21 protein-coding genes are annotated in these 23,335 nt (G+C 62.3%); 10 read left to right on the top strand and 11 right to left on the bottom strand.

The window, feature by feature from the left end; genetic code table 11:
* Nucleotides 1–8: 8 nt before the first annotated feature.
* Nucleotides 9–977 (bottom strand): LysR family transcriptional regulator, encoded by a 969-nt coding sequence (locus NV64_RS00875; RefSeq protein ID WP_101505103.1) that lies wholly within the window; start codon nucleotides 975–977, stop codon nucleotides 9–11.
* 197 nt (nucleotides 978–1,174) lie between these two features.
* Between NV64_RS00875 and NV64_RS00870 the strand changes: the two genes are divergently transcribed.
* Entirely contained in the window at nucleotides 1,175–2,575 is a 1,401-nt protein-coding gene (locus NV64_RS00870) for an MFS transporter (RefSeq protein WP_101505102.1), read from the top strand.
* Here NV64_RS00870 and msrA read toward each other — a convergent pair.
* Nucleotides 2,572–3,108: a peptide-methionine (S)-S-oxide reductase MsrA gene (gene msrA / locus NV64_RS00865; protein ID WP_056237599.1), complete on the bottom strand. Its 537-nt coding sequence runs from the start codon at nucleotides 3,106–3,108 to the stop codon at nucleotides 2,572–2,574. The two genes, NV64_RS00870 and msrA, sit on opposite strands and share 4 nt — an antisense overlap.
* A 242-nt stretch (nucleotides 3,109–3,350) precedes the next feature.
* Here msrA and NV64_RS00860 point away from each other — a divergent pair, with 242 nt between their 5' ends.
* From NV64_RS00860 to NV64_RS00835, 6 genes are all read left to right on the top strand, one after another.
* Nucleotides 3,351–4,664 carry an MmgE/PrpD family protein gene (locus NV64_RS00860; protein WP_101505101.1) on the top strand — a complete coding sequence of 438 codons (1,314 nt, stop codon included), beginning with the start codon at nucleotides 3,351–3,353 and terminating at the stop codon, nucleotides 4,662–4,664.
* Between the two features lie 15 nt (nucleotides 4,665–4,679).
* Nucleotides 4,680–6,029 (top strand): LLM class flavin-dependent oxidoreductase, encoded by a 1,350-nt coding sequence (locus NV64_RS00855; protein WP_056237594.1) that lies wholly within the window; start codon nucleotides 4,680–4,682, stop codon nucleotides 6,027–6,029.
* A gap of 3 nt (nucleotides 6,030–6,032) precedes the next feature.
* A complete protein-coding gene (locus NV64_RS00850; RefSeq protein WP_101505100.1) occupies nucleotides 6,033–6,929 on the top strand; it encodes an ABC transporter substrate-binding protein in 897 nt (298 codons plus the stop codon).
* Nucleotides 6,926–7,831, top strand: coding sequence for an amino acid ABC transporter permease (locus tag NV64_RS00845; protein WP_056237588.1), 906 nt, complete (start codon nucleotides 6,926–6,928; stop codon nucleotides 7,829–7,831). The genes NV64_RS00850 and NV64_RS00845 overlap by 4 nt, the downstream gene beginning before the upstream one ends.
* Nucleotides 7,828–8,589: an amino acid ABC transporter ATP-binding protein gene (locus tag NV64_RS00840; RefSeq protein WP_056237581.1), complete on the top strand. Its 762-nt coding sequence runs from the start codon at nucleotides 7,828–7,830 to the stop codon at nucleotides 8,587–8,589. The genes NV64_RS00845 and NV64_RS00840 overlap by 4 nt, the downstream gene beginning before the upstream one ends.
* 496 nt (nucleotides 8,590–9,085) lie before the next feature.
* Nucleotides 9,086–10,222 (top strand): porin, encoded by a 1,137-nt coding sequence (locus tag NV64_RS00835; protein WP_101505099.1) that lies wholly within the window; start codon nucleotides 9,086–9,088, stop codon nucleotides 10,220–10,222.
* 73 nt (nucleotides 10,223–10,295) lie between these two features.
* Here the strand turns inward: NV64_RS00835 and NV64_RS00830 are convergent, their stop codons facing one another.
* The 7 genes from NV64_RS00830 to NV64_RS00800 form a co-directional block, all read right to left on the bottom strand.
* Nucleotides 10,296–11,930 carry a GMC family oxidoreductase gene (locus NV64_RS00830; protein WP_101505098.1) on the bottom strand — a complete coding sequence of 545 codons (1,635 nt, stop codon included), beginning with the start codon at nucleotides 11,928–11,930 and terminating at the stop codon, nucleotides 10,296–10,298.
* Nucleotides 11,927–12,469 carry a sugar dehydrogenase complex small subunit gene (locus tag NV64_RS00825; protein ID WP_101505097.1) on the bottom strand — a complete coding sequence of 181 codons (543 nt, stop codon included), beginning with the start codon at nucleotides 12,467–12,469 and terminating at the stop codon, nucleotides 11,927–11,929. Before NV64_RS00825 ends, NV64_RS00830 begins: the two co-directional genes overlap by 4 nt.
* The gene (locus NV64_RS00820) at nucleotides 12,453–13,808 is read right to left on the bottom strand and encodes a cytochrome c (RefSeq protein WP_369878848.1); all 1,356 of its coding nucleotides are present in this window, start codon (nucleotides 13,806–13,808) and stop codon (nucleotides 12,453–12,455) included. The genes NV64_RS00825 and NV64_RS00820 overlap by 17 nt, the downstream gene beginning before the upstream one ends.
* Nucleotides 13,809–13,963: 155 nt before the next feature.
* Entirely contained in the window at nucleotides 13,964–14,698 is a 735-nt protein-coding gene (locus NV64_RS00815; protein ID WP_233208887.1) for a hypothetical protein, read from the bottom strand.
* Between the two features lie 57 nt (nucleotides 14,699–14,755).
* Nucleotides 14,756–15,898: a beta-propeller fold lactonase family protein gene (locus tag NV64_RS00810; RefSeq protein ID WP_101505095.1), complete on the bottom strand. Its 1,143-nt coding sequence runs from the start codon at nucleotides 15,896–15,898 to the stop codon at nucleotides 14,756–14,758.
* Between the two features lie 34 nt (nucleotides 15,899–15,932).
* Nucleotides 15,933–16,571 carry an aldolase gene (locus NV64_RS00805; protein WP_056237565.1) on the bottom strand — a complete coding sequence of 213 codons (639 nt, stop codon included), beginning with the start codon at nucleotides 16,569–16,571 and terminating at the stop codon, nucleotides 15,933–15,935.
* Between the two features lie 20 nt (nucleotides 16,572–16,591).
* Nucleotides 16,592–17,899, bottom strand: coding sequence for an MFS transporter (locus NV64_RS00800; protein ID WP_101505094.1), 1,308 nt, complete (start codon nucleotides 17,897–17,899; stop codon nucleotides 16,592–16,594).
* A gap of 237 nt (nucleotides 17,900–18,136) precedes the next feature.
* Here NV64_RS00800 and NV64_RS00795 point away from each other — a divergent pair, with 237 nt between their 5' ends.
* Nucleotides 18,137–19,171: a LacI family DNA-binding transcriptional regulator gene (locus NV64_RS00795; RefSeq protein WP_101505093.1), complete on the top strand. Its 1,035-nt coding sequence runs from the start codon at nucleotides 18,137–18,139 to the stop codon at nucleotides 19,169–19,171.
* A 35-nt stretch (nucleotides 19,172–19,206) separates the two neighbouring features.
* Here the strand turns inward: NV64_RS00795 and NV64_RS00790 are convergent, their stop codons facing one another.
* On the bottom strand, nucleotides 19,207–19,908 hold the full coding sequence (locus NV64_RS00790) for a substrate-binding domain-containing protein (protein WP_101505092.1): 702 nt from the start codon (nucleotides 19,906–19,908) through the stop codon (nucleotides 19,207–19,209).
* Between the two features lie 10 nt (nucleotides 19,909–19,918).
* Entirely contained in the window at nucleotides 19,919–21,148 is a 1,230-nt protein-coding gene (locus NV64_RS00785; RefSeq protein ID WP_056237555.1) for an alpha-hydroxy acid oxidase, read from the bottom strand.
* A 225-nt stretch (nucleotides 21,149–21,373) separates the two neighbouring features.
* Between NV64_RS00785 and NV64_RS00780 the strand changes: the two genes are divergently transcribed.
* Both NV64_RS00780 and otnK read left to right on the top strand, forming a co-directional pair.
* Nucleotides 21,374–22,045 carry an aspartate/glutamate racemase family protein gene (locus NV64_RS00780; protein ID WP_101505091.1) on the top strand — a complete coding sequence of 224 codons (672 nt, stop codon included), beginning with the start codon at nucleotides 21,374–21,376 and terminating at the stop codon, nucleotides 22,043–22,045.
* Entirely contained in the window at nucleotides 22,045–23,307 is a 1,263-nt protein-coding gene (gene otnK / locus NV64_RS00775) for a 3-oxo-tetronate kinase (RefSeq protein WP_056237550.1), read from the top strand. Before NV64_RS00780 ends, otnK begins: the two co-directional genes overlap by 1 nt.
* Nucleotides 23,308–23,335 lie beyond the last annotated feature (28 nt).

Below are 23,335 nucleotides of genomic sequence, written 5' to 3'. Positions count from 1 at the left end.
AGACGCTATCATTCACCGTTCCGGCAGGCGACAGACTTATTGTGATTAGGATTACCGGAAGGTGGATATACCCGAAATCCCGTATCAGACAGCGCCGCCATCAGAGTATCAATCGCAACGCGCAGGCGTTGTGGCATCGCGGCTGTTTTCAGCCAGACGGCATAAACCGGCAGGCCCTCTCCGGCAGACTCCGCTAGCACTTCGACCAGACGGCCGCTGGCAAGATCGTCGCCGACCAGCCAGCGTGGCAGCTGGGCGATGCCATAACCGGCAAGCGCGGCGGAACAGACCGCACTCATACTGCTGAAACGCAGCCGGTCAGCGGGCTGCCAGTGGATATCTTCATCGCCGCTGCGGAGCAGCCACGGCTGGCTCCTGCCCCGTTCCAGCAGGCCGAGCTGAGCATGCGCCCTGAGATCGCCGAGGGTGGCAGGCTGGGACAGCCGGCAGAAGTAGTCAGCGGAAGCGCAGAGCACTAACCGCTGCTGGCCAAGCAGCCGCGCGGTAAGATCGTTGTGGGGACCCGGATCGCCAATGCGAATCGCCAGGTCGGTTCCCCCCGAGGCAAGGTCAATTCGCTTAACCGAGAACAGCATCTCTAACGCCAGCCCCGGCCAGCGCCGGGTCAGCGGCAGCAGCTGCGGCATCACCCATTTTTCGCCAAACAGCGGCGGTGCCGCCACGCGTAGCCGACCGCTGGGCTGCTGCGCCTGAGTGGTCAGACGATTCTCTGCCGCATCCAGGTTCGCCAGGATCTGCACACAGTCCTGATAAAACTGTCGTCCTTCGCTGGTCAGCGACAGCGTGCGCGTGGTGCGCAGAAAAAGCGTCACCTGCAGACGTGCCTCCAGCCGGGCGACTGCCTTGCCGACCGTCGACCGTGACAGCCCCAGCTGTTCTGCCGCGAGGCTGAAACCACCGGCCTGCGCTGCCTGAACAAACGCCCGTATGCCGTTAAGGCGGTCAGTGTTGATCATATGAAATCCTTAGCCAGGCCATAACTGACCTGGTTCGCCGTGGGCGCTGTAGCGTTGTAGTGGGCTCTACCTTAACGCGTGTGGAGCGGGTTGTGCCAGAGAGGCGAACTCCGTTCGCCAGTCCGTCGATGAAATGGCGGCAATCGTCGCCGCGCGTTATGTCACTCTGATACTTTACTTTCTACAGAGGTTTGAGTATGTCCACACCCTCCACGGCGCTGCCGCGCGTCGCGCTAATCCGACTGCAGGCGGGCATCTGCCTCGCCAGCTTTCTCGGCTGCCTCGATTTTACCATCGTGAATACCGCCCTGCCCGCCATCGGGCGTCAGTTCAACAGCAACGTGGATGAACTGCACTGGGTGATGACGCTTTTTGTTATGTCGCTCTGCTGCTGCATGGTGTTAAGCGCGAGGCTCGGTGAAGTGTATGGCCGCGGCCGCCTGCTTTATGCCGGGATGCTGCTGTTTGCCGTGACCTCACTCGGGGCGGGGCTGACGACGGGGCCGGCTGCCCTGAACCTGTTCCGGCTGTTACAGGGGGCAGGCTGCGCGGTACTGTATACCCTGAGTGCGGCGATCCTGATTGAGATTATCCCTGAGGCAAAACGGGGGCGCGCGCTGGGGATGCTGTTCGCGGTCAACGGCCTGGGGCTGACGCTTGGCCCGGTTGCCGGCGGCGTGCTGGTCAGCCTCAGCGGCTGGCGCAGCGTGTTTTTAATTAACGTCCCGCTGCTGCTGCTGAGCTACAGCTGTTGCGCGGGCGTGGTGAACACCAGGCGTCCTGAGAACGCCGGCAGCGTCGATCTTCGCGGATGGCTGTGGCTGGTGGCCACGCTGGTCCCCGTTCTGCTGGCAAGCGTGACGCTGTCACCGGGAGGTGCTGTGACCTGGGCCACGGCAGCGCTGATGGTCATCGGTACCGTGGCCGGCATTACGCTGGTCAGGATTGAGAAGCGTACGCCGGAACCGCTGATAGCCTTCGGCCTGTTCCGCAACCGCCTGTTTCGCCGTGCCTGCCTGCTGTCGGTGCTGCTGGCGATCTTTTACTGCGCCGCGTTTCTGCTGATGCCCTTCAGGCTGCTGGAAATCTACCGGCTGAGCGATGCACGGCTGGGCCTGATGTTACTGCCGGTGACGCTGGTGATGGCGATTGTTTCCCCGCTGGCCGGTCATTACGGCGACCGCTTCGGACCCTGGCCGGTTCTGACGCTGGGGTTTGTTATGCTGGCCGCCTCGGCGCTGCTGCAAAGTCTTTTCATCGTCGGGCAACCGCTGGTGCTGACCATCGCGGCGTTTGCGCTGATGGGCGTGGGCTGGGGGGCGATCCTCGGGCCCTCGGTCGCCGCTGCGCTTGGCGCCATGCCGTCAGCGCTTCATGCGCAGGGCATCGGGCTGTCGTGGACGCTGCATAACCTTGGTGGGGTAGTGGGGCTGTCGGTGGCAACGCAGATCTATCGGGCCGGGGGGCAAGGGGCAGGATACCGGTGGGTGATGTGGCTGCTGGCGGCGCTGGCGCTGGCAGGCGCGCTTACGGCGCTGAGCTCGGCTCGCCGCGTCCGGGCAGAGAGAACGGACGCGGCAGGCCAGAGCACAGGTTAGCCGTCGATGGTCCTGGCGGCAAAACGCTTGCGCAGTTTCTGCAGCTTCGGCGGGATCACCGCCAGGCAGTAACGATTCTCCTGGCCTTCGCCGGCCCAGTAGTTCTGATGATACTCTTCCGCCGGGTACCAGGTCGCATCCGGCTCGACGGTGGTCACCACCGGATCCTGGTGGTCGGCCTGCGCGCGGGCGATCGCCGCCTTCGCCTCTGACGCCTGTGCCGGCGTGGCCGGGAACAGCGCAGAACGATACTGGGTGCCGACGTCGTTGCCCTGACGGTTCAGCTGGGTCGGATCGTGAGTGGCAAAGCTGATATCCAGCAGGTCGCCATAGCCAATCACGCCGGGGTCAAAGCCAATGCGGATAGCTTCAGCGTGGCCGGTATCGCCGCCGCACACCTCACGATAGGTGGGGTTGGCCGTATGGCCGCCGATGTAGCCGCTCTCAATGGATTCAACGCCGTTAATCTGCTTAAACACCGCTTCCGTACACCAGAAACAGCCGCCGGCAATCGTTGCGTATTCTGTCGCCATCGTTGGTCACTCCTGTCAAAACGTCTTTGTGGTCGTGCCTGATATGGGAACAGCGTCAGCCATTTACAAGGCGTGGTCAACCGGAAACAACGGGAATTTATAAAACGGGGGCGCTTAGATTATTTTGCTATGAGCTATAACCGTTGGTTATTGGCTGTCCGGCAGTGAAGGAAACAGAATGGTGATAATTTATAATCTTTTGATTTATGTCAATACCTTGTTAATAAAGGTGCTTTCCAGTTATGTCGCTTACCGCACAACTTGCCGAACTCCTGCATACCCGCCAGCCTGGAGAACAGGAGCGCCACCACGCCCGCGACGGCGTTACCGATCTGCTGGCCAGCATGGTGCCGGTGCTGTACGGCAGCGTGCATGACAGCGGGTTGGAACCGGTGATCCACGTCTATCCCTCTCAGCACTCCACGGAGAACCTGGCGCTGCAGTTTGGCTATCTCAGCCACGCGCTGGATTTTGACGATTACCACGCAACGTTCCGCGGCCATCCTACCACGGTGGTGCTCTCCGCGCTGATGGCCCTGAGCCATAAAGCGCCCGCGGTGGGCGTACAGGCGTTCCTTGACGCCTATATCGTCGGCGTTGAGCTGGCCGGCCGGCTGGGCAAAGCGATCGGCACCCGCCACTACAGCGCGGGCTTCCACAGCACCGCCACGCTGGGTACCGTTGCCGCGACAGGTGCCGCCTGTCGTTTGCTGAACCTTACCCTCAGCCAGACGCAGATTGCCCTCGGGCTGGCCGCCACCCAGGCCTCCGGCCTGCGCAGCCAGTTTGGCTCCGCGGCCAAGCCGTTGCACGCCGGGCTGGCCGCGCGGAGCGCCGTCGGCAGCGCGCTGCTGGCCCAGGCGGGCTTTGCCGGCCAGGCCGATGGCGTGGTCGAAAGCTTCCTGCAGGCGCTGGGCTTTGGTGCCGAACAGCCGCAGCAGCTGCTGGAAGGCTGGGGCGCGCCCTGGCGCATCGTCTCGCCCGGACTGGAGTTCAAACGTTACCCTACCTGTGGCGGCACGCACAGCGCCGCCGAGGCCGCGTTTGTACTGCGTGAGCAGCTGCTCACGCCTGACGGGCCGGATATCGGGGCGATCGACCGTATCGAGGTCAGCTTCCCGCCCGGAGCCGATACCGCACCGAACATCATCGCGCCGCGTAACGGCGTTGAGGCGCGCTTCAGCCTGGAGTACGTGATCGCCGACGCGCTGATCAACGGCAGCGTGGCGCTGGAAAATTACACCGAACAGCCGGTTAAACCGCATATTGCCGCGCTGGCCGCGCGCGTCAGCCGCCATCCCGACCGCACCGCGCCGGCGGACGAACTGGATCCCGATCTGCGCTTCCACCGCGTCACGCTGCTGCTGCGCAACGGCCAGCGGCTGAGCCACTGCGTCACCCGTCGTGAAACCGCTGCGCTGCCCACCAACGTACAGGCAAAGCTGCACACCCAGCTTCGCGCACTGCCCGCCTCGCTGGCGGAACGCATCTTCGAAGACGCCCGCCTCGCCGACGACGCGGCGCTGCAGCGCCTTATTTCACTGCTTAGCAAATAATTAAAAGGATCTCCCATGTCTGTGCAAAAACCAGCACCCCGCCAGCTGCGTCTTGGCCTGTTTGTTCAGGCGCTCGGCCACCACGTTGGCGGCTGGCGCGCGGAAGGTGCGCAAGGCTCGCCGACCGACGTTGACTGGTTTACCTGGATCGCCAGAAAGGGCGAAGAGGGTAAATTCGATATGTTCTTCGTCGGCGATGCGCTGGCCACCAGCGTGCATCGTCTGCCGTCCACCATGTCCCGCCTGGAGCCGCTGACGCTGCTCTCCGCGCTGGCGGTACAGACCCGCCATATCGGCCTGGCGGCGACCGCGTCTACCACCTTCGACCAGCCGTTCCACCTGGCGCGCGCGCTGTCGTCGGTCGATCATATCAGCCGTGGCCGCGGTGCCTGGAACGTGGTGACCTCGTTCTCCACCGACGCCGCGCGCAACTTCAGCCGCGCCGACCTGCCGAATCACGCCGAGCGCTATGATATGGCGCGTGAGTTCCTCGACGTCACCTTCAAGCTGTGGAACGGCTGGGAAGAGGGCGCTATCGTGCGTGAAAAAGCCACCGGCCGTTACTCCGACGAAGAGAAGATCCACGCGGCTAACCACACCGGGAAGTACTTCCAGGTGCAGGGCCCGCTGAATATTGCCCGTTCGCCGCAGGGCCGCCCGGTGATTATCGAAGCCGGCTCTTCCCCTGCCGGGCAGAAGCTGGCCGCAGAGACGGCGGAAGTGGTGTTCACCGCCGCCGCCTCGCTGGAAGAGGGCCAGGCCTTCTACCGCAGCCAGAAGCAGTTCGTGCGTGACGCCGGCCGCCACCCGGACCATCTGCTGATCCTGCCGGGCGTGATGCCGATCGTTGGCCGCACGCGGGAAGAGGCGCAGGAAACCTGGAACCAGCTCAATGAACTGGTGGATATCGATAACGGCATTGAGCAGCTCTCTGCCCGCTTTGGCGTCGATATGACCGCTTACCCGCTGGACGGTCCGGTGCCGGAAATCGGCGGCACCGAAGGCGGCCAGAGCCGCGTCAAGCTGTTAACCGACCTCGCCGCCCGTGAAAACCTGACCCTGCGTCAGCTGGCGGCCGTTGCGGCCGGTTCCCGCGGTCACCGGGTGATTGTCGGCACCGCGTCTGACATCGCCGATGACTTCCAGCAGTGGCTGGAGCAGGAAGGCGCAGATGGCTTCAACATCATGCCTGCCGTGCTGCCAAACCAGCTGGAGCTGTTTGTCGAGCTGGTGGTACCTGAGCTGCAGCGCCGCGGCCTGTTCCGCACCGAATACCAGTACGCGACCCTGCGTGAGAACCTCGGCCTGCCGTCCGTGGAAACCAATTTTGCCGCCGTGCCCGCACTGGCGACTGAGAAGGAATAAGCAATGAAATATCAAGCCCTGACCGTTGCCGTACTGGCACTGATCCCGGTGACCTCCGCGCTTGCCGCAGACCAGGACGTGGCCTTCAGCAGCAGCGTTAAGCCCAAAGCGGATGCAGCCCTGCACGCCACGCTGCCTGCGGATATCCTTAAAAAAGGCTATATCGTGGCGGGGACTAACCCGAACACGCCGCCGACCACCTTCTATCAGGCGGATAATAAAACGCTGGCGGGCCGTGAAATTGATATCGTCAGCGCGGTGGCCGATCGTCTGGGTATTCCGGTGCGCTGGCGCGATACCGGCGGCTTTGACAATATTATTCCGGGCCTGAAGTCCGGCCGCTATGACGTGGCGGCTTCCAACATTGACGCCAACAAGAAACGCCTGCAGCAGGTCGATTTTGTCGGCTACTACAATGCCTCAAAACTGGCGCTGGTTTCACGCAAGGATGCCGGCCTCGGGCCGTTTAACACCTTTACTGAACTCTGTGGTCAGACCGTGGGCGCCGGTGCCGGCACCTCGCAGGTGACCCGCCTGCAGCAGGCCAGCGACGCCTGCGTCGCTGACAAGAAAGCGGCGATAACTATCCCGATCTTCCCGGACCGCCCGGCGGGCGTGCAGGCGGTGATCAGCGGCCGCGTGCCGATGTTCTTTGGCCCGTACGAAGGCCTTCGCTACCAGGCCAGCCAGGTAAAAGCGCTGGCGCTGGCCGGTGAGATCACCATTGAAGACACCATTGTCTCCATCGCGCTGCCGAAAGGCTCACCGCTGGAAAAACCGGTTCAGGCGGCGCTGAACTCGCTGATTAAGGATGGCACTTATCAGCAGATCCTCGACAAGTGGGAAATCGGCTTTGGCGCGGTGAAATCCGCCGGTCTTAACGAAGAGATTGCTAAATGAGTCTGCGGCCTGACGACAACACCGCCGGGCTGCCGATCGTTGGACATCGTCACTACGGGCGCTGGTTCAGCGCCCTGATCGTGCTGCTGCTGGTGGCGCTGATGGCCTCGTCGGTGGTCAGCAACCCACGGTTTGAGTGGGACGTGGTGGCCGAGAACCTGACGGCGGATTCGATTCTCGCCGGGGTGGTGATGACCATCAGGCTGACGCTGATTTCGGTGCTGTTTGGCTTTGCCGGCGGCACGCTGCTGGCGCTGATGCGCCTGTCGGCGAACCCGGTGCTGGTCGGCGTCAGCTGGGCGTATACCTGGTTTTTCCGCGCGGTGCCGATGCTGGTGCAGCTGTTCCTGTGGTACAACATTGCCGCGCTTTATCCTAAGCTGTCGCTCAGCCTTCCCGGGCTGGGGGAAGTGTGGAGTGCCACCACCAATGAGATTATCAGCCCGTTCAGCGCGGCGGTGATAGCCCTGGTGATGCACCAGTCGGCCTATGCGGCAGAAATTATTCGTGCCGGTATCCAGAGCGTGAACCCCGGCCAGCTGGAAGCGGCGAAGGCGCTGGGCTACCGCCCGGGGCAGATTTTCCGTCAGACCGTGCTGCCGCAGGCGATGCGCACTATTCTGCCACCGGCGGGTAATGAGGTGATCGGACAGCTGAAAACCACCGCCGTGGTCTCGGTAATCGCGCTGCAGGACGTGCTCTACTCGGCGCAGATCATCTATCAGCGTACCTATGAGGTGATCCCGCTGCTGCTGGTGGCCACCGCCTGGTATCTGCTGATGACCTCGGTGCTCTCGGTAGGGCAGTATTACGTTGAGCAGTGGTACAGCCGCGGCAACGCGCCCGCTAAGGCGCGCCGCTGGTTTAAACGTTCGCCGGGGACCCAGGAGGAACGTTTATGAGTCAGCCCATCCGTCTGCGCGGTATTCGCAAACAGTTTTCCGGTAAAACGGTGCTGCACGGCATCGATATGGACATTGCCGCCGGTTCGGTAACGGTGATCCTTGGGCCCTCCGGCTCGGGAAAATCCACCCTGCTGCGCTGTATCAATCATCTGGAAAAACTCGACGCGGGCACCATCCACGTCGGGGAGACGCTGATCGGCTATCGCCGCAAAGGTCAGCAGCTGGTCGAGCTGCCTGAACATCAGGTGGCCCTGCAGCGCCAGAGCATTGGCATGGTGTTCCAGCAGTTCAACCTGTTTCCGCACCGCACCGTGCTGCAGAACGTGATGGATGCGCCGCTGCGCATTCGTCGCCAGAAGCGGCCGCTGGTCGAGTCACGCGCGCTGAAGCTGCTTGAGCAGGTCGGGCTGGCGCACCGCGCGATGGCCTGGCCACGCGAGCTGTCCGGCGGCCAGCAGCAGCGGGTGGCGATTGCCCGCGCGCTGGCGATGGAGCCGGAGGTGATGCTGTTTGATGAGCCGACCTCGGCGCTGGATCCGGAACTGGTGGGCGAAGTGCTGCAGGTGATGAAGCAGCTGGCCCACTCCGGGATCACTATGGTGGTGGTCACCCATGAAATCGGTTTTGCCCGCGAAGTGGCGGACAACATCGTGTTTATGGATGACGGTAAGGTGGTGGAGAGCGGCAACGCCCGCACCCTGCTGGATGCTCCGCAGCATCCGCGCTTCCGCGAGTTTCTTGCCAGCGTGCTTTAACTTTCACCTCACGGTCGCCAGGGAAGGCCGCCGTATCATCGCTGTGCGTTTCTCCGAACCCGGGCGCAGACGATCTGCCGTCATTTTGAATACGAATTTGTAAGCCAGCTAAATAGCCGTCGTTTTTCTTCTCGCCGCAACATTAATTTTGTGAGCTGACGCTAAATAACGTCAATCACCTCTTATCTGTCCGTCCTGTTTCTGCTTTTATTCAATTTCTGCCGGCTGAATACTAATTAAGGGCAGGGACGATAAAATTCTCCGCGTTAATTTCGTAATAAATGGATTAATTACGATTAGTTGATGATGGCTCAAATTTAACCCCGGTTCATCGAGGGCAGAGTTTGAGCATCATATTGTTTCTTATCAATTCTCTGGTTTTACCCTGCGTTATTTCTCATTCTCATCGCCTGATGAGGGTGACGCGCGGTTTACGCCGGGATCCGACAGACGGCCTGTTACGCGTCTGGATAATAATTTACAGGGAGTGATAACAATGCGTGGAATTAAATTCTGTACTGCTATCTCAGCACTGTCGTTAATTTTTTCTGCAGGCGTGCGTGCTGAAATTACCGTTTTAGATAAAAACCCCGACAGCAATCTGCTGCTGGCCCCCCTCAGCCTGACCGTTGGCGGCAGCATCCGCCCCGAGTGGATCTCTAATGCGGGGGTGGAACCCGGCTGGTATCGGCGCGGACATGATGGCGGCACGCGCTTTCGCTTTGGTGGTGATTACGCGCTGACCCCACAGACCTCCGCGATAGTCCACTACGAGTGGGGCGTGGATCTGCCTCACGTGCTCAGCTGGGGCGGTCACTATGACGAGAGCAGCAAGCGCGAATGGCAGCGTAAATTCTACGGCGGTTTTAAGGATGAACGCTTCGGTACGCTGACCTACGGCCACCAGTTTGGCATTTACTACTCGGTGGTGGGGATGAAGAGTGATATGTGGGACAACGACGGCCTGGCGGGCGGCACCGCTAACGGCATCAGCGGCGACTACGACGGTGCCAACCGCCCTAAACGCAGCTTTATGTACACCAATACCTTTGGGCCGGTAACGCTCTATGCCAATTACCTGCTGCCTGAGGACGGTTTGCATATGGCGGACGGTAACACCTACCGGCGGCGTCGCGGCGGCGGTTTTGGCTTTGATTACAGCGCCACGAAAACGCTGATGCTCAGTGCGGCTTACAGTTACACCGATGCGGTGATGGAGAACCGGGGGCGTTCAGAGAAGAAGAGCTACCGGCAGCAGCTATCCGGCCTTGCGGCCACCTGGCAGCCGGATAACTGGTACATTGTGGGTACCGCCAGCTACTACAAAGATTTTGTGCCGGATACGCGTGGCAAAAACCTCTCACACTACTTTGCCGGTTCGGGCTACGGGCTGGAGGGCTATGTCGGCTATACCTTCAGGCTGGGTAAACCCTTCCTGAACAGCATTCAACCCTACGTGGCTGAAGACAGCCTGCAGCTGGGCAGCTCAAACCCGTACCACGCAACCCATACCTATCTCGGAACCAACATTGACTTTGGTCACGGTGTCTCGGTGACGCTGGAACAGACGCTCTCGGCGCGCGGCAGTAAAGAGCCCAACTCAACCTGGATGACGTGGTACTACAACTTCTGACGGAAAGGCGTGCGGTTTTTATGCGCAACCCTGAGGCAGGGGGCCGGGTAACCCCCGGCTCCCCGCCTTACGTTTACACCTTCACCGTATTCAGCAGATAATCCGCCAGCCGCAGGCTCAGCGCTGCACCGGTCAGCGTCGGGTTCATGCAGGAGGCGGACGGCATCACGCTGGTGCCGGCGATAAACAGGTTAGGGTGGTCGTGGCTCTGACAGTGCCGGTTGACCACCGAATCCTGCGGATCGTCACCCATAATGGTGGTACCCATAATATGCTGGCGATCCTGATAGCCGGTATCAATCTTTGACACGTCCGCGTTCAGCAGCCGGGCAAATTCGGCAAAATCCTTCAGCCCCTGCTCCTTACCCGCGTGCCAGTAATCGTTCACGCTGTAGTAAATCTCCGGCAGCGGAATGCCGATGGCATCCTTTTTGGTTTTGCTCGGCACCACGCGGTTTTCCGCCAGCGGCAGCGTCTCAAAATCGATGGCGAAGTTAAGCGAGCGTGCCGACAGTTTTTTCAGCCCGGCGTCCAACTGCGATCCCAGCACGCCTTTCTGGATCAGCGAGGCCGCATAGTCCGCCGTCGGCACCGTATTGCGCACCTTGATCTTATAGCTGGGGAAATCCTTGCGAAACGCGCCGTCGCGGTTGTTCAGATACACCAGCAGCTCGGTCGGGCCCTGGCCCGGCCAGACGTCCTCGTTCATCATCACGTTCATGCTGATGCCGGTATGGCCCATCAGATTGCGGCCAACCTGATCGGAGCGGTTGGCGATGCCGTTGGGATAACGTTCTGAGGTGGACATCAGCAGCAGCTTGGGCGACTCGATGCCGTAAGCGGCCAGCACGAAATGCTTCGCCGTCAGCCGGTGCTGGCTGCCGTCGGGCTTCTTATAGTGGATAGCGCGGATCGCGCCGTCGTCACCGGCTTCGATATGGCAGACCACCGAGTTATCCAGCAGCCGCGCGCCGTGCTCTTCCGCCTCATCAATGTGCATCGAGCCATCGTATTTGGCGGCGATCGGGCAGACCGGGTTGCAGTTATTGTTACCGCCGCACACCGGACGGCGCTTCCACGGCCGGGTGGCGCGGCCGTTAGGCTCCATCACCGGGTTAAACCCGCCCTTACCCAGCAGCACGGAAAGGCGCTTAAACAGATAGCTCGGCTCCAGGCCCGGCATCGGAAACGGCGTTGAACGCGGCGGCCATGCTTTACCGCCCTGGCCGCTCTCATCCTGACCGTCGACGCCGGAAACGCCCAGCTCATGCTCGGCCGCGCCGTACCAGGGTTCCAACTCGTCATAGCCAATCGGCCAGTCGCGGCCGCGGCCATACAGGCTGTGGAGTCTGAAATCATTGGGGATCATCCGCCACAGCGCCGAACCAAAGTGCCAGGTAGTGCCGCCGACCACGCGCAGATATTTGGTCGGGTACTTAACCGGGCCGGTCTGCTGCAGGTAGCTGCCGTAGGTGGACGGTACGTGCGGCAGGTCGGGATAAGGCGAACCCACCCCCTGCAGCTTCATATTGGTCAGCGACATCTTGAACGGCGAACTGCGGAACCGCTCCACGATGTCCTGGCGTTTCACTCTTGGCCCGGCCTCAACGATGATCACCGATTTGCCTGCTTTCGCCAGCTGCGTGGCGATCAGGCCGCCCATCACCCCGGATCCGATAATAATCACGTCAGCATCATACTGGTTCATGCCGTTGCTCCCTGTTGTGCCGTTGAAACCCCGGGCTTCTCGCCCCATGAATCCGGCCCGCCGCCGTAGGTGGGTACCGCCAGAATACCCTGCGTGGGCAGGTACATCATCGCGTCCGCATAAGCGATCAGCTCCGTCTTCGCCCCCTCGCCAACCACGCCGGTGTACCAGGCGCTGACGATCAGCGTGGCGGTGTCGTGCAGCGGCGTACCGGCGGCGGTATCCTGCAGAAACGCATCCACGTGCGTATCGCTACGCTGGCCGAGCGCGGTGGCCAGCGCGTCGAGCTGCGCCGGAAAGTCCGGGTAGTGACGGGTCAGCGCCTCCAGATAGCGGCGGCTGAGGATCGCCCCGACCGGGCGGCTGACCAGGAAAGCAGACACTTCGCTGAAGCGCTGTACCGGAACGACGCTGGCCGCGGCACGGGCCATCTCCGCGGGGAACAGAGCGCTGCAGGCGGCGCTGAGCGACAGCACCGCCATCCCCTGCAGCAGGCGGCGACGGCTTAATCCCGCGCCTGAATTATTTTTTTGTGCCATAACGCCTCCGTTTTCTGCGTGTGAGGGCAAGGCCGCCCGCGACCATCGCACCCGCAACAATAACCACTGCGGTCAGTACCCATGGCCGGGTCAGCCTGACCAGCAGCGGCGTTTCACCGCCTTCGCGCACGGTTTGTACCTGTTGTTCGGTGACGTGCAGCGCGGGATTGCCGTACTGCTGCAGCACATAGTTGCTGACGTCGGCAACCTGACGGTCGCTGAGGCGGTCGGTCCACGCCGCTGCGGGGCCGAAGGCGGGCATTGCCACCGCTTCGTCCTGCACCTTGCGCTGCACGCCGAACAGAATGGTGGCAATCAGGTTATCGGCCTGTTCTGCGCCGGTGGCGGTATTGTGGAACAGCGAAGGATAACGGGCTGTGCCCTGGCCGTCTGGCTGGTGGCAGGCGGCGCAGGTGCTGCTGTAAATCTGCCAGCCGGCGTCATCCGCCTTGTTATCGCCGCGCCGTTGCTGCTCTGTGGACGAGGGCTGGCCAAAACCATCGCGGGAACGCGCCGCGCCGCCGCCGGAGGCGGGCACCTGCTGCAGATAGGCCACGATGGCGTTGATATCCGGGTCCGTCAGGTGCTGCAGGCTGTGTTCAACCGCCTCGGCCATCGGGCCTGCGGCCTGGGCTTTACCCTTCACGTGGCCGGTTTTCAGATACTGCACCAGTTCGGCCTTGCTCCAGCCGCCGATCCCCGAATGCACATCCGGGGTGATATCGGGCGCGTACCAGCTGCCGAGGCTGCCGCCGGCGAGCGGCTGGTCATTCTGCTGGCCCATCAGCAGGTTACGCGGCGTGTGGCAGGTATCGCAGTGGGCCAGCGCGTTGACCAGGTAGTCACCCCGGTTGACCTCATCGCTCGCCGTCGGTGAGGGGACAAAGCGCGTGTTTTCAGCAAACAGCAGGTTCCACACCGCCATTGACGCGCGCAGGTTGAAGGGAAACGGCAGGCGGGTTTGCGGTGCGGCAACGTCCACCGGCCTGACGCCGTGCATAAACCAGACGTAGAGGGCGTGAATATCCTCATCGCTGATTTTCGCGTAGGAGGGGTAAGGCATCGCCGGATAAAGGTGCTGACCCTGTTTATTGATCCCTTCACGCACCGCGCGGGCAAACTCCGCTTCGCTGTAGCCGCCGATACCGGCGGTGGGGGAGGGGGTGATATTACTGGCATATATGCTTCCCATCGGGGAAGCGATCGCATAACCGCCGGCCATCGGCTCGCCCTGATGCGGCGAGGTGTGGCAGGCTCCGCAGTCGGCGGCGGTCGCGAGATATTGTCCCCTGGCCATCAGCGCCCGATCCCCGGAATCAACCGGTTCAGCGGTGCTCATCCCGCTGAAAAGGATCAGGCTGACGGCCAGCGGAAGACTAAGACGTCTCACCTGACTTGCTCCTGTAAAATGAAAAAACTTTTGTAGTTTTATAGGGACTTCGGTACGGCAAACGCCCACGCGTGGCCACATCACCGCGCGCGGGCAAAAAAGAGTTACAGCAGTTCGTAGTCGTTAAACTGCAGCGGCGTGTCGCCACCGTTGGTCAGTTGCACCTCGCCGGGTTCGGTCAGGAAGGCGTCACCGCGGTGTACCCAAATCTCCCGCGTGCGGTTGGGTTTACCCGGCACCGCCAGCAGCAGGCGGCCTTCGGTAAAGAACACCCGCACCCCCGGCCCGTGCTGGACGTAGCCCGGCGCGACTTCACCCGGCTGCAGGCCAACCTTCCAGCCGCGTACGGTCTTCTCATCCAGCACCTGGCGGAACTGCGCTACCGCCGGACGGCTGGCGTCGCCGAAGTTCTGCGGGCCGTTTTGCTTAATTTCAAAGGAAACCTGGTGGTTCAGCGTGGTGTCGGTATTGGTGACCTTGTCTTCGTCCGACTTGCCCTGGTGCTGGCCAAACTTCACGTCGCCGGTTTTCATCCAGTGGTCTTTGGCCGGTTTATCCGGGTAGGAGATATGCACCATGCTGCCGTCAACGTGGGTGTTGACGTAGTCAAGATGCTGCTCGTGGAACAGCGTGGACTGGCCCGGGCGGATCATCACCCGCATTACCGTCACGTACTGGTTTTCCAGGATCACGTGGTGCAGCGGCTCCAGATCGGTCGCCACCACCTGCTCTTTGCCGTCGGCCACCGCCGCTTTCTCTGCGGTGGCGGCGTTAACGCTGCCGGTCATCAGGCCGGTGGCAAGCAGGGCGCAGAGCAGGGCGTGAGGTTTGAGGTTCATTAAAACTCCTTAATGCAGGGGAAAAGCCCGGCTGCTTATGCCGGGCGGGAGGAACGTTCAGGGTTCGACCAGCGTCACCCAGTTGGCACCGTCGCCACCCGGATAGCGGCCGGCCAGCGTCAGCGCACCGTCTGCCGGATTGATGCGGTACAGCGAGATGTGATCTGACTTCTGGCCGGACTCAATCAGAAACCGGCCGCTGTTATCGATGGCAAATCCGCGCGGCTGCGCTTCGGTTTTAATACTGGCCAGGCGGGTCAGATGGCCGTCGGTGGGATCGACGCGGAACGAGGTCAGGGTGCTGCTGGTGCGCTCGGTGGCGTAGAGGTAACGGCCGTCCGGCGTTATGTGGATATCCGCCTGCCAGATGCGTGGCTTCGCCGACGGCGGCAAATCGTCATCGCCGGTCAGCGGCCGCGCCTCGCCGCGCTGCATGTCTTCATCCGGTGAGACGGACGAAACGTCTTCATGCGCGGTGGCGCGGCCCTGGTCGTCCAGCGTGACGCGGGTAATATTGCCCGCCATCTCGTTGAGGATGTACATATTGCGCTGGCCGTGGCCGTCGCGCGACGGGGCGAAGACAAAATGGCGCGGGCCGGTGGCCGCCTCATGCTGGATATTGATAAACGGCGGATCGAGCGGGGTGACGCGGCCGCTGCCGGCATCAAAGCGGAACTGCAGCAGCTGGTCGGTGCCGAGCTGCGTCACGTAAAGGAAGCGGTTTTCCGCGTCAACCTGCACGGCGTGGGCGCGCTTGCCGGTATGCACCACCTGCACCGGCTTCTCCACCACATTACCCTGGCCGTCAATGGCGTTGATGCTGACCAGATCGCCGCCGAACGACGCGCTCAGCAGGAAACGGCCAGAACGATCGGTGGAGAGATACGCCATGCTCTGCGGCAGCGGCGTTTCGCTGCGCTTCTGCAGCTGGCCGTCGGCCTCAATGTGATACGCGACCACGCGGTAAGGCTGGCTGCGTACCGAAACGTACAGCATTTTATGATCCGGTGAGACCACCGACGACATCGCCTTTTTCCCGGCAGGAAAGGTGCCAATGGGCTCCAGCGTGCCGCGTGACGTGTCCAGCCGGTAGCCGGTCACCGTACCGCTGACGTCGTTGGAGACGTAAACCCGGCTCTGCGCCTGGGCGCAGCCTGCGGTCAGCGCCAGAAGCGCGGCCGCGGTAAGCATTTTTTTCATTATGACTCCTTGTGGGCAGGGTTCGGCAGTCCGCCTACCAGCGGGTGGCGAACGTCTCACACAGCTCGGCAACCTGTTGCTCGCTCAGGGGCTGCGGTTTTTCCGCCGCCTGCAGCCACAGGCGGGCGGTCTCTTCCAGCTCTTCCAGCGCCGCACAGGCGCTGACGACGCTGCCGCCCCAGACAACCGGGCCAAGACGTTCCAGCATCACGCCGCGTACTTCGCAGGCCAGCTGCGCAACCTGGTGCGCAACGTCCGCCGCGCCGGGACGACGATAGCCGATTAACGGAATGCGGCCGACCTTCATTACCTGATACGGGGTGATCGGCGGCAGAATGCTGCTCTGCTGCCAGACGCCCTGCAGCGTCAGCCCCACCAGATGGGTGGAGTGGGTATGCACCACGCTGTTCACCTCAGGGTTTCGGTCATACACCTGGCGATGCAGCAGCAGCGTCTTGGACGGCTTGTCGCCTGAGAGCCACTCTCCTGTGGCAGAGACTTTGGCAATTTTCGCCGCCTCCAGACGCCCGAGGCAGGCGTCGGTGGGCGTAATCAGCCAGCCGTCATCCAGCCGGGCGCTGATGTTGCCGGCGGTGCCGACGGTATAGCCGCGCCGGAACAGGCTGGCACCGGCCCAGACGATCTCTTCACGAAGCTGTTGTTCATTGTTCATCGCGTTTCTCGGTTCGTTAGTTATGAATGGGTTGCGGCAGGTCTGGCGTCAGGATCCGCGTTTTTCAGCACCAGCGGTTCAACCTTGCCCATGATGAACATAAAGTTAAACGCGCCGAACAGGCAGATACCGCCTGCGACCAGCAGCGGCACGACAAAGGAGCCGTGGCTCAGGGTCAGCATCAGGCCGGTGAACGAAGCGGTAACGATCCCCGCCAGGTTGCCGGCAAAGTTCTGGATCCCTCCCAGCGTGCCGACATAGCCGGAGCTGGGCGCAACGTCGGCAGGCAGGGTCCAGATGTTGGAGGCGGTAAAGGCCAGGCCCGCGTAGGTCAGTGAGAACAGCGTCAGGATCAGCGGAATGCTGGTGGTAAAGGCGGCAAAGGCGATCACCGAAGAGAGCAGCATGCCGGCGATCAGGCAGGTTTTGCGCGCGGTGGTCAGCGAGAAACCTTTGCGGTACATCCAGTCGGAACAGATACCGCCCAGCAGGCTGCCCGGGATACCCATCAGCGCCGGGATCGCACCCAGCGTCCCCAGCTCTTTCAGTGAGAAGCCGTGGGCGATGGTCAGGTAGGTCGGGAACCAGGTCACGAAGAAGTAGGTGGCGAAGTTCATGCAGAAGAAGCCGATCATCATCCCCCAGACGGTGCGGTAGCGGAACAGCGCGCGGATGCTGACTTTCTCACTTTTGTCGACCACGTTGACGCTGCGGTCCTCCAGCAGATTCTGGCGCTCCTGCTCGTCGAGGCTCTTCATCTCCTCCGGTTCGCGGTAGAACATCAGCCAGATAACCACCCAGATCAGTCCCAGCGCGCCGGTGACCACGAAGGAGGTCTCCCAGTCCCAGGTGCTGATCAGCCAGGCCACCAGCGGCAGGGCGATAGCGCTTCCCGCGCGCGGGCCGGCGTCGAAGATGCCGCTGGCGGTTCCGCGCTCTTTTTTGGCAAACCACGAGTAGACCACCTTGGCGCAACCGGGATAGCCGCCGGACTCACCGATGCCGAGCAGCAGACGCGAGGCGAAAAGGGACGTGAAGCCGCGGCCAAACGCGGTGAACACCGTAAACAGTGACCACCAGCCGACCGCGATGGCCAGACCGGCGCGTGCGCCCAGGCGGTCGATCATGCGCCCTGCGGGGATCTGCATCAGCGCATAGGTCCAGAAAAAGGCACCGAGGATCAGCCCCATGCTGGTGTCATCCAGCCCGAGGTCGGCTTTAATATGTGGCGCGGCGATGGCCAGGTTAATACGGTCTATATAGTTGATGGCGATAGCGAAAAAGCAGAAGGCGATCATCAGCCATCGGATTCGTGGGTATCTACGCATGGTGAATTCCTTTATTATCTCGGTGTTTTCCACGGCTGAGGTGGAAACGCAGGGAAGCCGTTGTCCCGGTTTTTTTTGTTATCATCGGGTGAAATTTTCCGGGTGTCTGATAACATGTCGTTAAAAGTAAGCGATTACAAAAATCAGTCAAGCCAAAAGTAAGCGCTTTCAAAATGAACCTCAGATTGTCTGCAAATTTTGTGGGCGAGGTCACTAATTTCAGTCAGGAGTTCCAACATGTCCGACAAGTTCCCCGCCCCCGCGCGGGTCTCGCTGGAAGACGTTGCCCACCACGCCGGGGTTTCAACGGCCACCGTCTCCCGGGTGCTTAACGGCAGCACCTCGGTGAAAGCCGCCAGCCGTCAGGCGGTGGAACGCGCCTGCGAGGAGCTGGGATACGTGATTAACCGCGCGGCGCGCACGCTGGCTTCCCGGCGCAGCATGACCATTGGCGCGGTGGTGCCGACGCTGGCGACGGAAACGTTCTCGCGGCCGCTGGCGGCGTTTCAGCAGAAGATCCACCAGTCTGGCTACACGCTGCTGCTGGCCAACTCCGATTTCGACCCGGATACCGAGCTGAAAGAGGTCAACAAGCTGATCGAGTACGGCATCGATGCGCTGATGCTGGTGGGGAATTCTCACCACCCGCGCCTGAGGGAGCGCATCAACCAGCTGGGGATCCCCTGCATCCAGACCTTCTCGGTCGACGCGGGCCACCCGAGCATTGGCTACGACAACGAGCAGGCCGCCGCTGAGATAACGTCCCATCTGCTGGGGCTGGGGCATAAGCAGTTTGCGGTGATTGTGGGGACCCCGCCGTCGAACGACCGCGTCTCCGATCGTATTACCGGCACGCGCGAAGCGCTGTCGGCGGCGGGGCTGATGCTGGCGGAGGAGAATCTGATCAACAGCGCTTTTACCATGAATGACGCCCGTCAGGCCATGTTCCGGCTGCTGGACGGCCCGGTGCCGCCAACGGCGGTGATTTGTGGTAACGATCTGCTGGCGTTTGGCGCGATGCGCGCGGCGGCCGAACGCTACCTGCGCATTCCAAACGACATTTCGATCACCGGCTTTAACGACTACGAGTACGCGGAACATCTGGAGCATCCGCTGACCACCATGCGGGTGGAACTGGACCAGATAGGCCTGATCGCCGCCGACTACCTGCTGGCGACGCTGAACGACCAGCCCGCGCCGCGCCAGACGCTGCTGAAGCCGGAGCTGATCGTGCGCGGTAGCACCGGCTCACCGCCGCGCCAGCCGCGCTGAGGCCTGTCTTATCTCTGCTTCATCGCGCAGTACGATCAGGCTCGTGGCGTCAGGCCGCAGGCCTGAAACACCTCGCGTGCTGCGTCCGATCGCAGAAACGCCAGCAGCGCGGCGGCTTCAGCGGGCCGGCCGGCGTTGCGGAACAGCGCGCCGGGGAATGAGAGCACCTTTTGTAGCTCATCCGGTAGCGGCCCGGCGATTTTAATGCCCGGCACGGTGAGCAGCTCGCTGATTTGCTGCACGGCCAGATCCGCTTTTCCCTCCAGCAGCAGCCGGGCGGTAAATCCCTCGTCGATAGTGCTGGCGCGGGCGTTCACCGCCTGGGTGATGTCGAGCCGCTCCAGCACCGTTTTAAACCAGATGCCGCTGGCACCGCCGAGCGAATAGCCCACCGAGCGGGCCTGGAGCAGGCTCTGCTTCAGCGCCGCCGCGCTGCTGAGGTCCGGCTGTGCGGCATCAGGCAGCGTCGCCACCCCGATGGTTGAATCCACCAGTTCGCGGCGGCTGCCGACCTCCACCACCGCCTGCTCCACCAGCCGGTCCATGGCTTCCGTGGTGACAATCACCGCGTCGGCGCGCCGGCCATCGGCTATCCACTGCTCAATGCGGGTGGTGGGGGCCCACTCTACCTGCAGTTCCACCTGCGGACAGCGCTGCTGCCACAGCGGCAGCAGCCGGTCAAAGGCGGCGCGGATCGCCAGTACGCTGAACAGCTTAACGGGTCTTTGGGCGCTCATCTCCGCCTCCTTACAGTTTACGCAGGTAGCTGGCATCCAGCTCTGCCGGGGTTCGCACGCCGATCAGCGCCAGGTCGCGGTCGATCTCGTCGCGAAGAATATGCATCGCATGCTCCACGCAGCGCTGGCCGCCGATAACGCTCGCGTAGAGGAACGGACGGCCGAGAAACACAAAGTCGGCCCCCAGCGCCATCGCCTTCATCACGTCGGTGCCGCGGCGGATGCCGCTGTCGATAATCACCTTCATTGCGCCTTTGCTGGCGGCGATCTCCGCCAGCGTATACAGCGGCGGAATGGTGTGATCGAGCTGACGTCCGCCGTGGTTAGAGAGGATCACCGCGTCCGCACCAAGGTCGCGGGCGATAAACGCATCCTCCGGCGACATCAGCCCCTTAATCACCAGATTGCCGCGCCATTTTTTGCGGATGGCCTCAACGTTTTTCCAGCACAGCTTGTCGCGGGCGTTGGTGTTGCGCACCTTGCCGGACATCATCGGCGGGCCGCGCTCGGCGTCGGTGTTTTCAAAGTGCGGCGCGCCGTGGCGCAGGAAGGTTTGCGCGACGGTGCCCAGCAGCCAGCGCGGGTTTATGGCGCTTTCAAACGCCACCTTCGGGGTGATTTTAATCGGCATGCTGAAACCGCTGCGGATGTTGTGCTCGCGGTTGCCCAGCATTGGCGTGTCGCCGGTAACCACCAGCGTCTGGTATCCGGCGGCTTCAACGCGATCCACCAGGCGGTCAATGCGCGGCTGATCGCCGGCCAGATAGGCCTGGAACCACGCATCGGCATTGGCGGCGTGCACGTCCTCCAGCCTGACCAGCGACGAGGCGCTGAGGATCATCGGCACGTTCATCTGCCGCGCGGCCTTAGCCAGCGCAATATCGGCCTGATAGGCGACAAAGGAGGCGCCGCCCAGCGGTGCCACGCCGAACGGATGCTGATACGTGTGGCCGAACAGCGTGGTGGCCTGGCTGCGGCCCGAGACGTCGCGGAACATGCGCGGGATAAATTTAAAGCGCTGGTAGGCGTCAAAGTTACCGGCAATCCCCTGGCCGCTCTCCACGCCGCCGGCGACGTACTGATAGATCATATTCGGCAGCCGGCGGCGCGCATGGCGCTCAAAGTCGTCCAGCGACAGCAGATCGCGGAACGCACGCGGCGTTTTCTTTGCCGGCTCTGGGGCTGTTGTCACGGCCGGAGCCGCGGCGGTCAACGATGAGGGGCTGACTGAGGTTGTCATAACAGGTTTCACACTCCATTGGCGGTGCTGCCACGCGCCACGACAAGGGTTACGTCGTCGGCGGCTGGCGGGAATTTTTGTAAGCGCTTTCAATATTGCTGTCTGTGGCATAAAATTTCAACACTGTGCGGTGAGAAGTATCGCTATTTTATGTGACGAGCATCACTTTACAGAAACATTTGTAAGCCCTTACATTATGCTGAACCCGACTGAACGGAAACTGACATGACTTCACGAATTGTTTTACTGCACGCCACGCCGGTGGCGATGGCACCGATCCACAGTGCCTTTACCGATCTGTGGCCGGAAGCGGAACTGGTTAACCTGCTGGACGACGGCCTGACGATTGACCGTGCGAAAACCCCCGGGCTGACCGCTGAACTCACCGACCGCTTTGTCCGACTGGGCGAATACGCCCACGATATGCAGGCGGCGGCTATCCTGGTCACCTGCTCGGCGTTCGGCCCGGCCATTGACCGGCTTGCCGCTGAACTGTCGATCCCGGTGCTTAAACCCAACGAGGCGATGTTCCGCGAAGCGCTGAACAGCGGCAAAAATATCGGCATGCTGGCCACCTTCGGCCCGGCGGTGGAGACAATGACCGCCGAATTTGAGGAGTTTGTGGCGCAGGCAGGCAGTGAGGCACGGCTGACCACGGTGCTGGTGGCGGACGCCATCGATCTGCTGCGCAAAGGTGACCGTGAGAGCCATAACCGGCTGGTGGCCGATCGGGCGCACGAACTGGCGCACTGCGACGTGATCATGCTGGCGCACTTTTCAACCTCTAATGCGGCTGAGGCGGTACGCAGCCGGGTCAGCATCCCGGTGCTGACCGCGCCACACGCCGCCGTCAGCCTGATTAAGGCCACTGTTAACCACTGTGGCGAGGAGAAATGATGTTAATTGGCGTGATTGCAGACGATTTTACCGGGGCCAGCGATATCGCTGTCACCCTGTCAAAAGGGCTGGAGGGTGAGGGCGGGCTGCACACCGTTCAGTATCTGGGCGTGCCGTCCACCCCGGCCGCAGCGGGGGTTGAGGCGGGGGTTATCGCACTGAAGAGCCGTTCGCTCACGGCCGCCGAGGCCGTGGCGCAGTCGCTGGCCGCCTGTCGCTGGCTGCAGGCGCAGGGGTGTGAACAGATCGTCTTTAAGTACTGCTCCACCTTTGACTCAACCGACGAAGGCAATATCGGCCCGGTGACCGAGGCGCTGGCCGCGCAGCTTGACGCGCGGAGCGTGGTGGTCTGCCCGGCCTTTCCGGCGATGGGACGGACGGTTTATCAGGGGCACCTGTTTGTGTATGACCGGCCGCTGAATGAGTCCGGCATGCAGCATCATCCGCTGACGCCGATGACCGATGCCGATCTGCGGCGGGTGCTGCAGCGGCAGACCTCGCTTAAGGTAACGCACCTGGGCTGGCACAAGGTGGCGCAGGGCAGCGAGGCGCTGCGCGAGGCGTTGTCACAGCAGGGGCAGGCAGAACGAACGCTGGTGGTGGTGGACGCCATCAGCAATCACGACCTGACCACCCTGGGCCGCGCCTGCCGGGGGGCACCGCTGGTGACCGGCGGCTCGGGCATCGCGCTGGCGCTGCCGCACAACTTTATCGCTCAGGGCAGGGCGCACGGCCGGCAGGCGGGCATTACGCCCCTCGGCGGCGCTGAAGCGATCCTCGTCGGCAGCTGTTCCGGCGCAACCCGCGGGCAAATCGACGAGCATCAGAAGCAGCATCCGGTGCTGATGATTGAGGTGGAATCGGTGCTGAACGGCACAACCGGGCCGCAGCAGCTGGTGGAATTTATTCTTATGCATCAGGGAGAGGCACCGCTGGTGTACTCGTCCGGCGATCCGCAAACCGTCGAACGGCTGCAGAAAGAGTATGGCCGCGAACGTATTGCCGCCGCGCTGGACGACCTGTTCGGCCAGACCGCCCGTCAGCTGGTGGCGGCGGGCGTCAGGCGGCTGGTGGTCGGCGGCGGCGAAACCTCTGGCGCGGTAGTCAGCGCGCTGGATCTGGGTGCGCTGACCATCGGCCGGGAGATCGACACCGGCGTGCCTGCGCTGGTCTCCGGCGGCAGCCGGCCGCTGGCGCTGGCGCTGAAGTCCGGCAACTTCGGCGCGCGGGACTTCTTCGCCCGGGCGGTGAACAGCCTGTAAAACGGCGGCAGGCGGGAGGCCCCCGCAG

The sequence above is a fragment of the Erwinia sp. B116 genome (assembly GCF_002865965.1).
Classification (GTDB): domain Bacteria; phylum Pseudomonadota; class Gammaproteobacteria; order Enterobacterales; family Enterobacteriaceae; genus Erwinia.
This window is presented reverse-complemented; position numbering and strand designations above follow the sequence as displayed.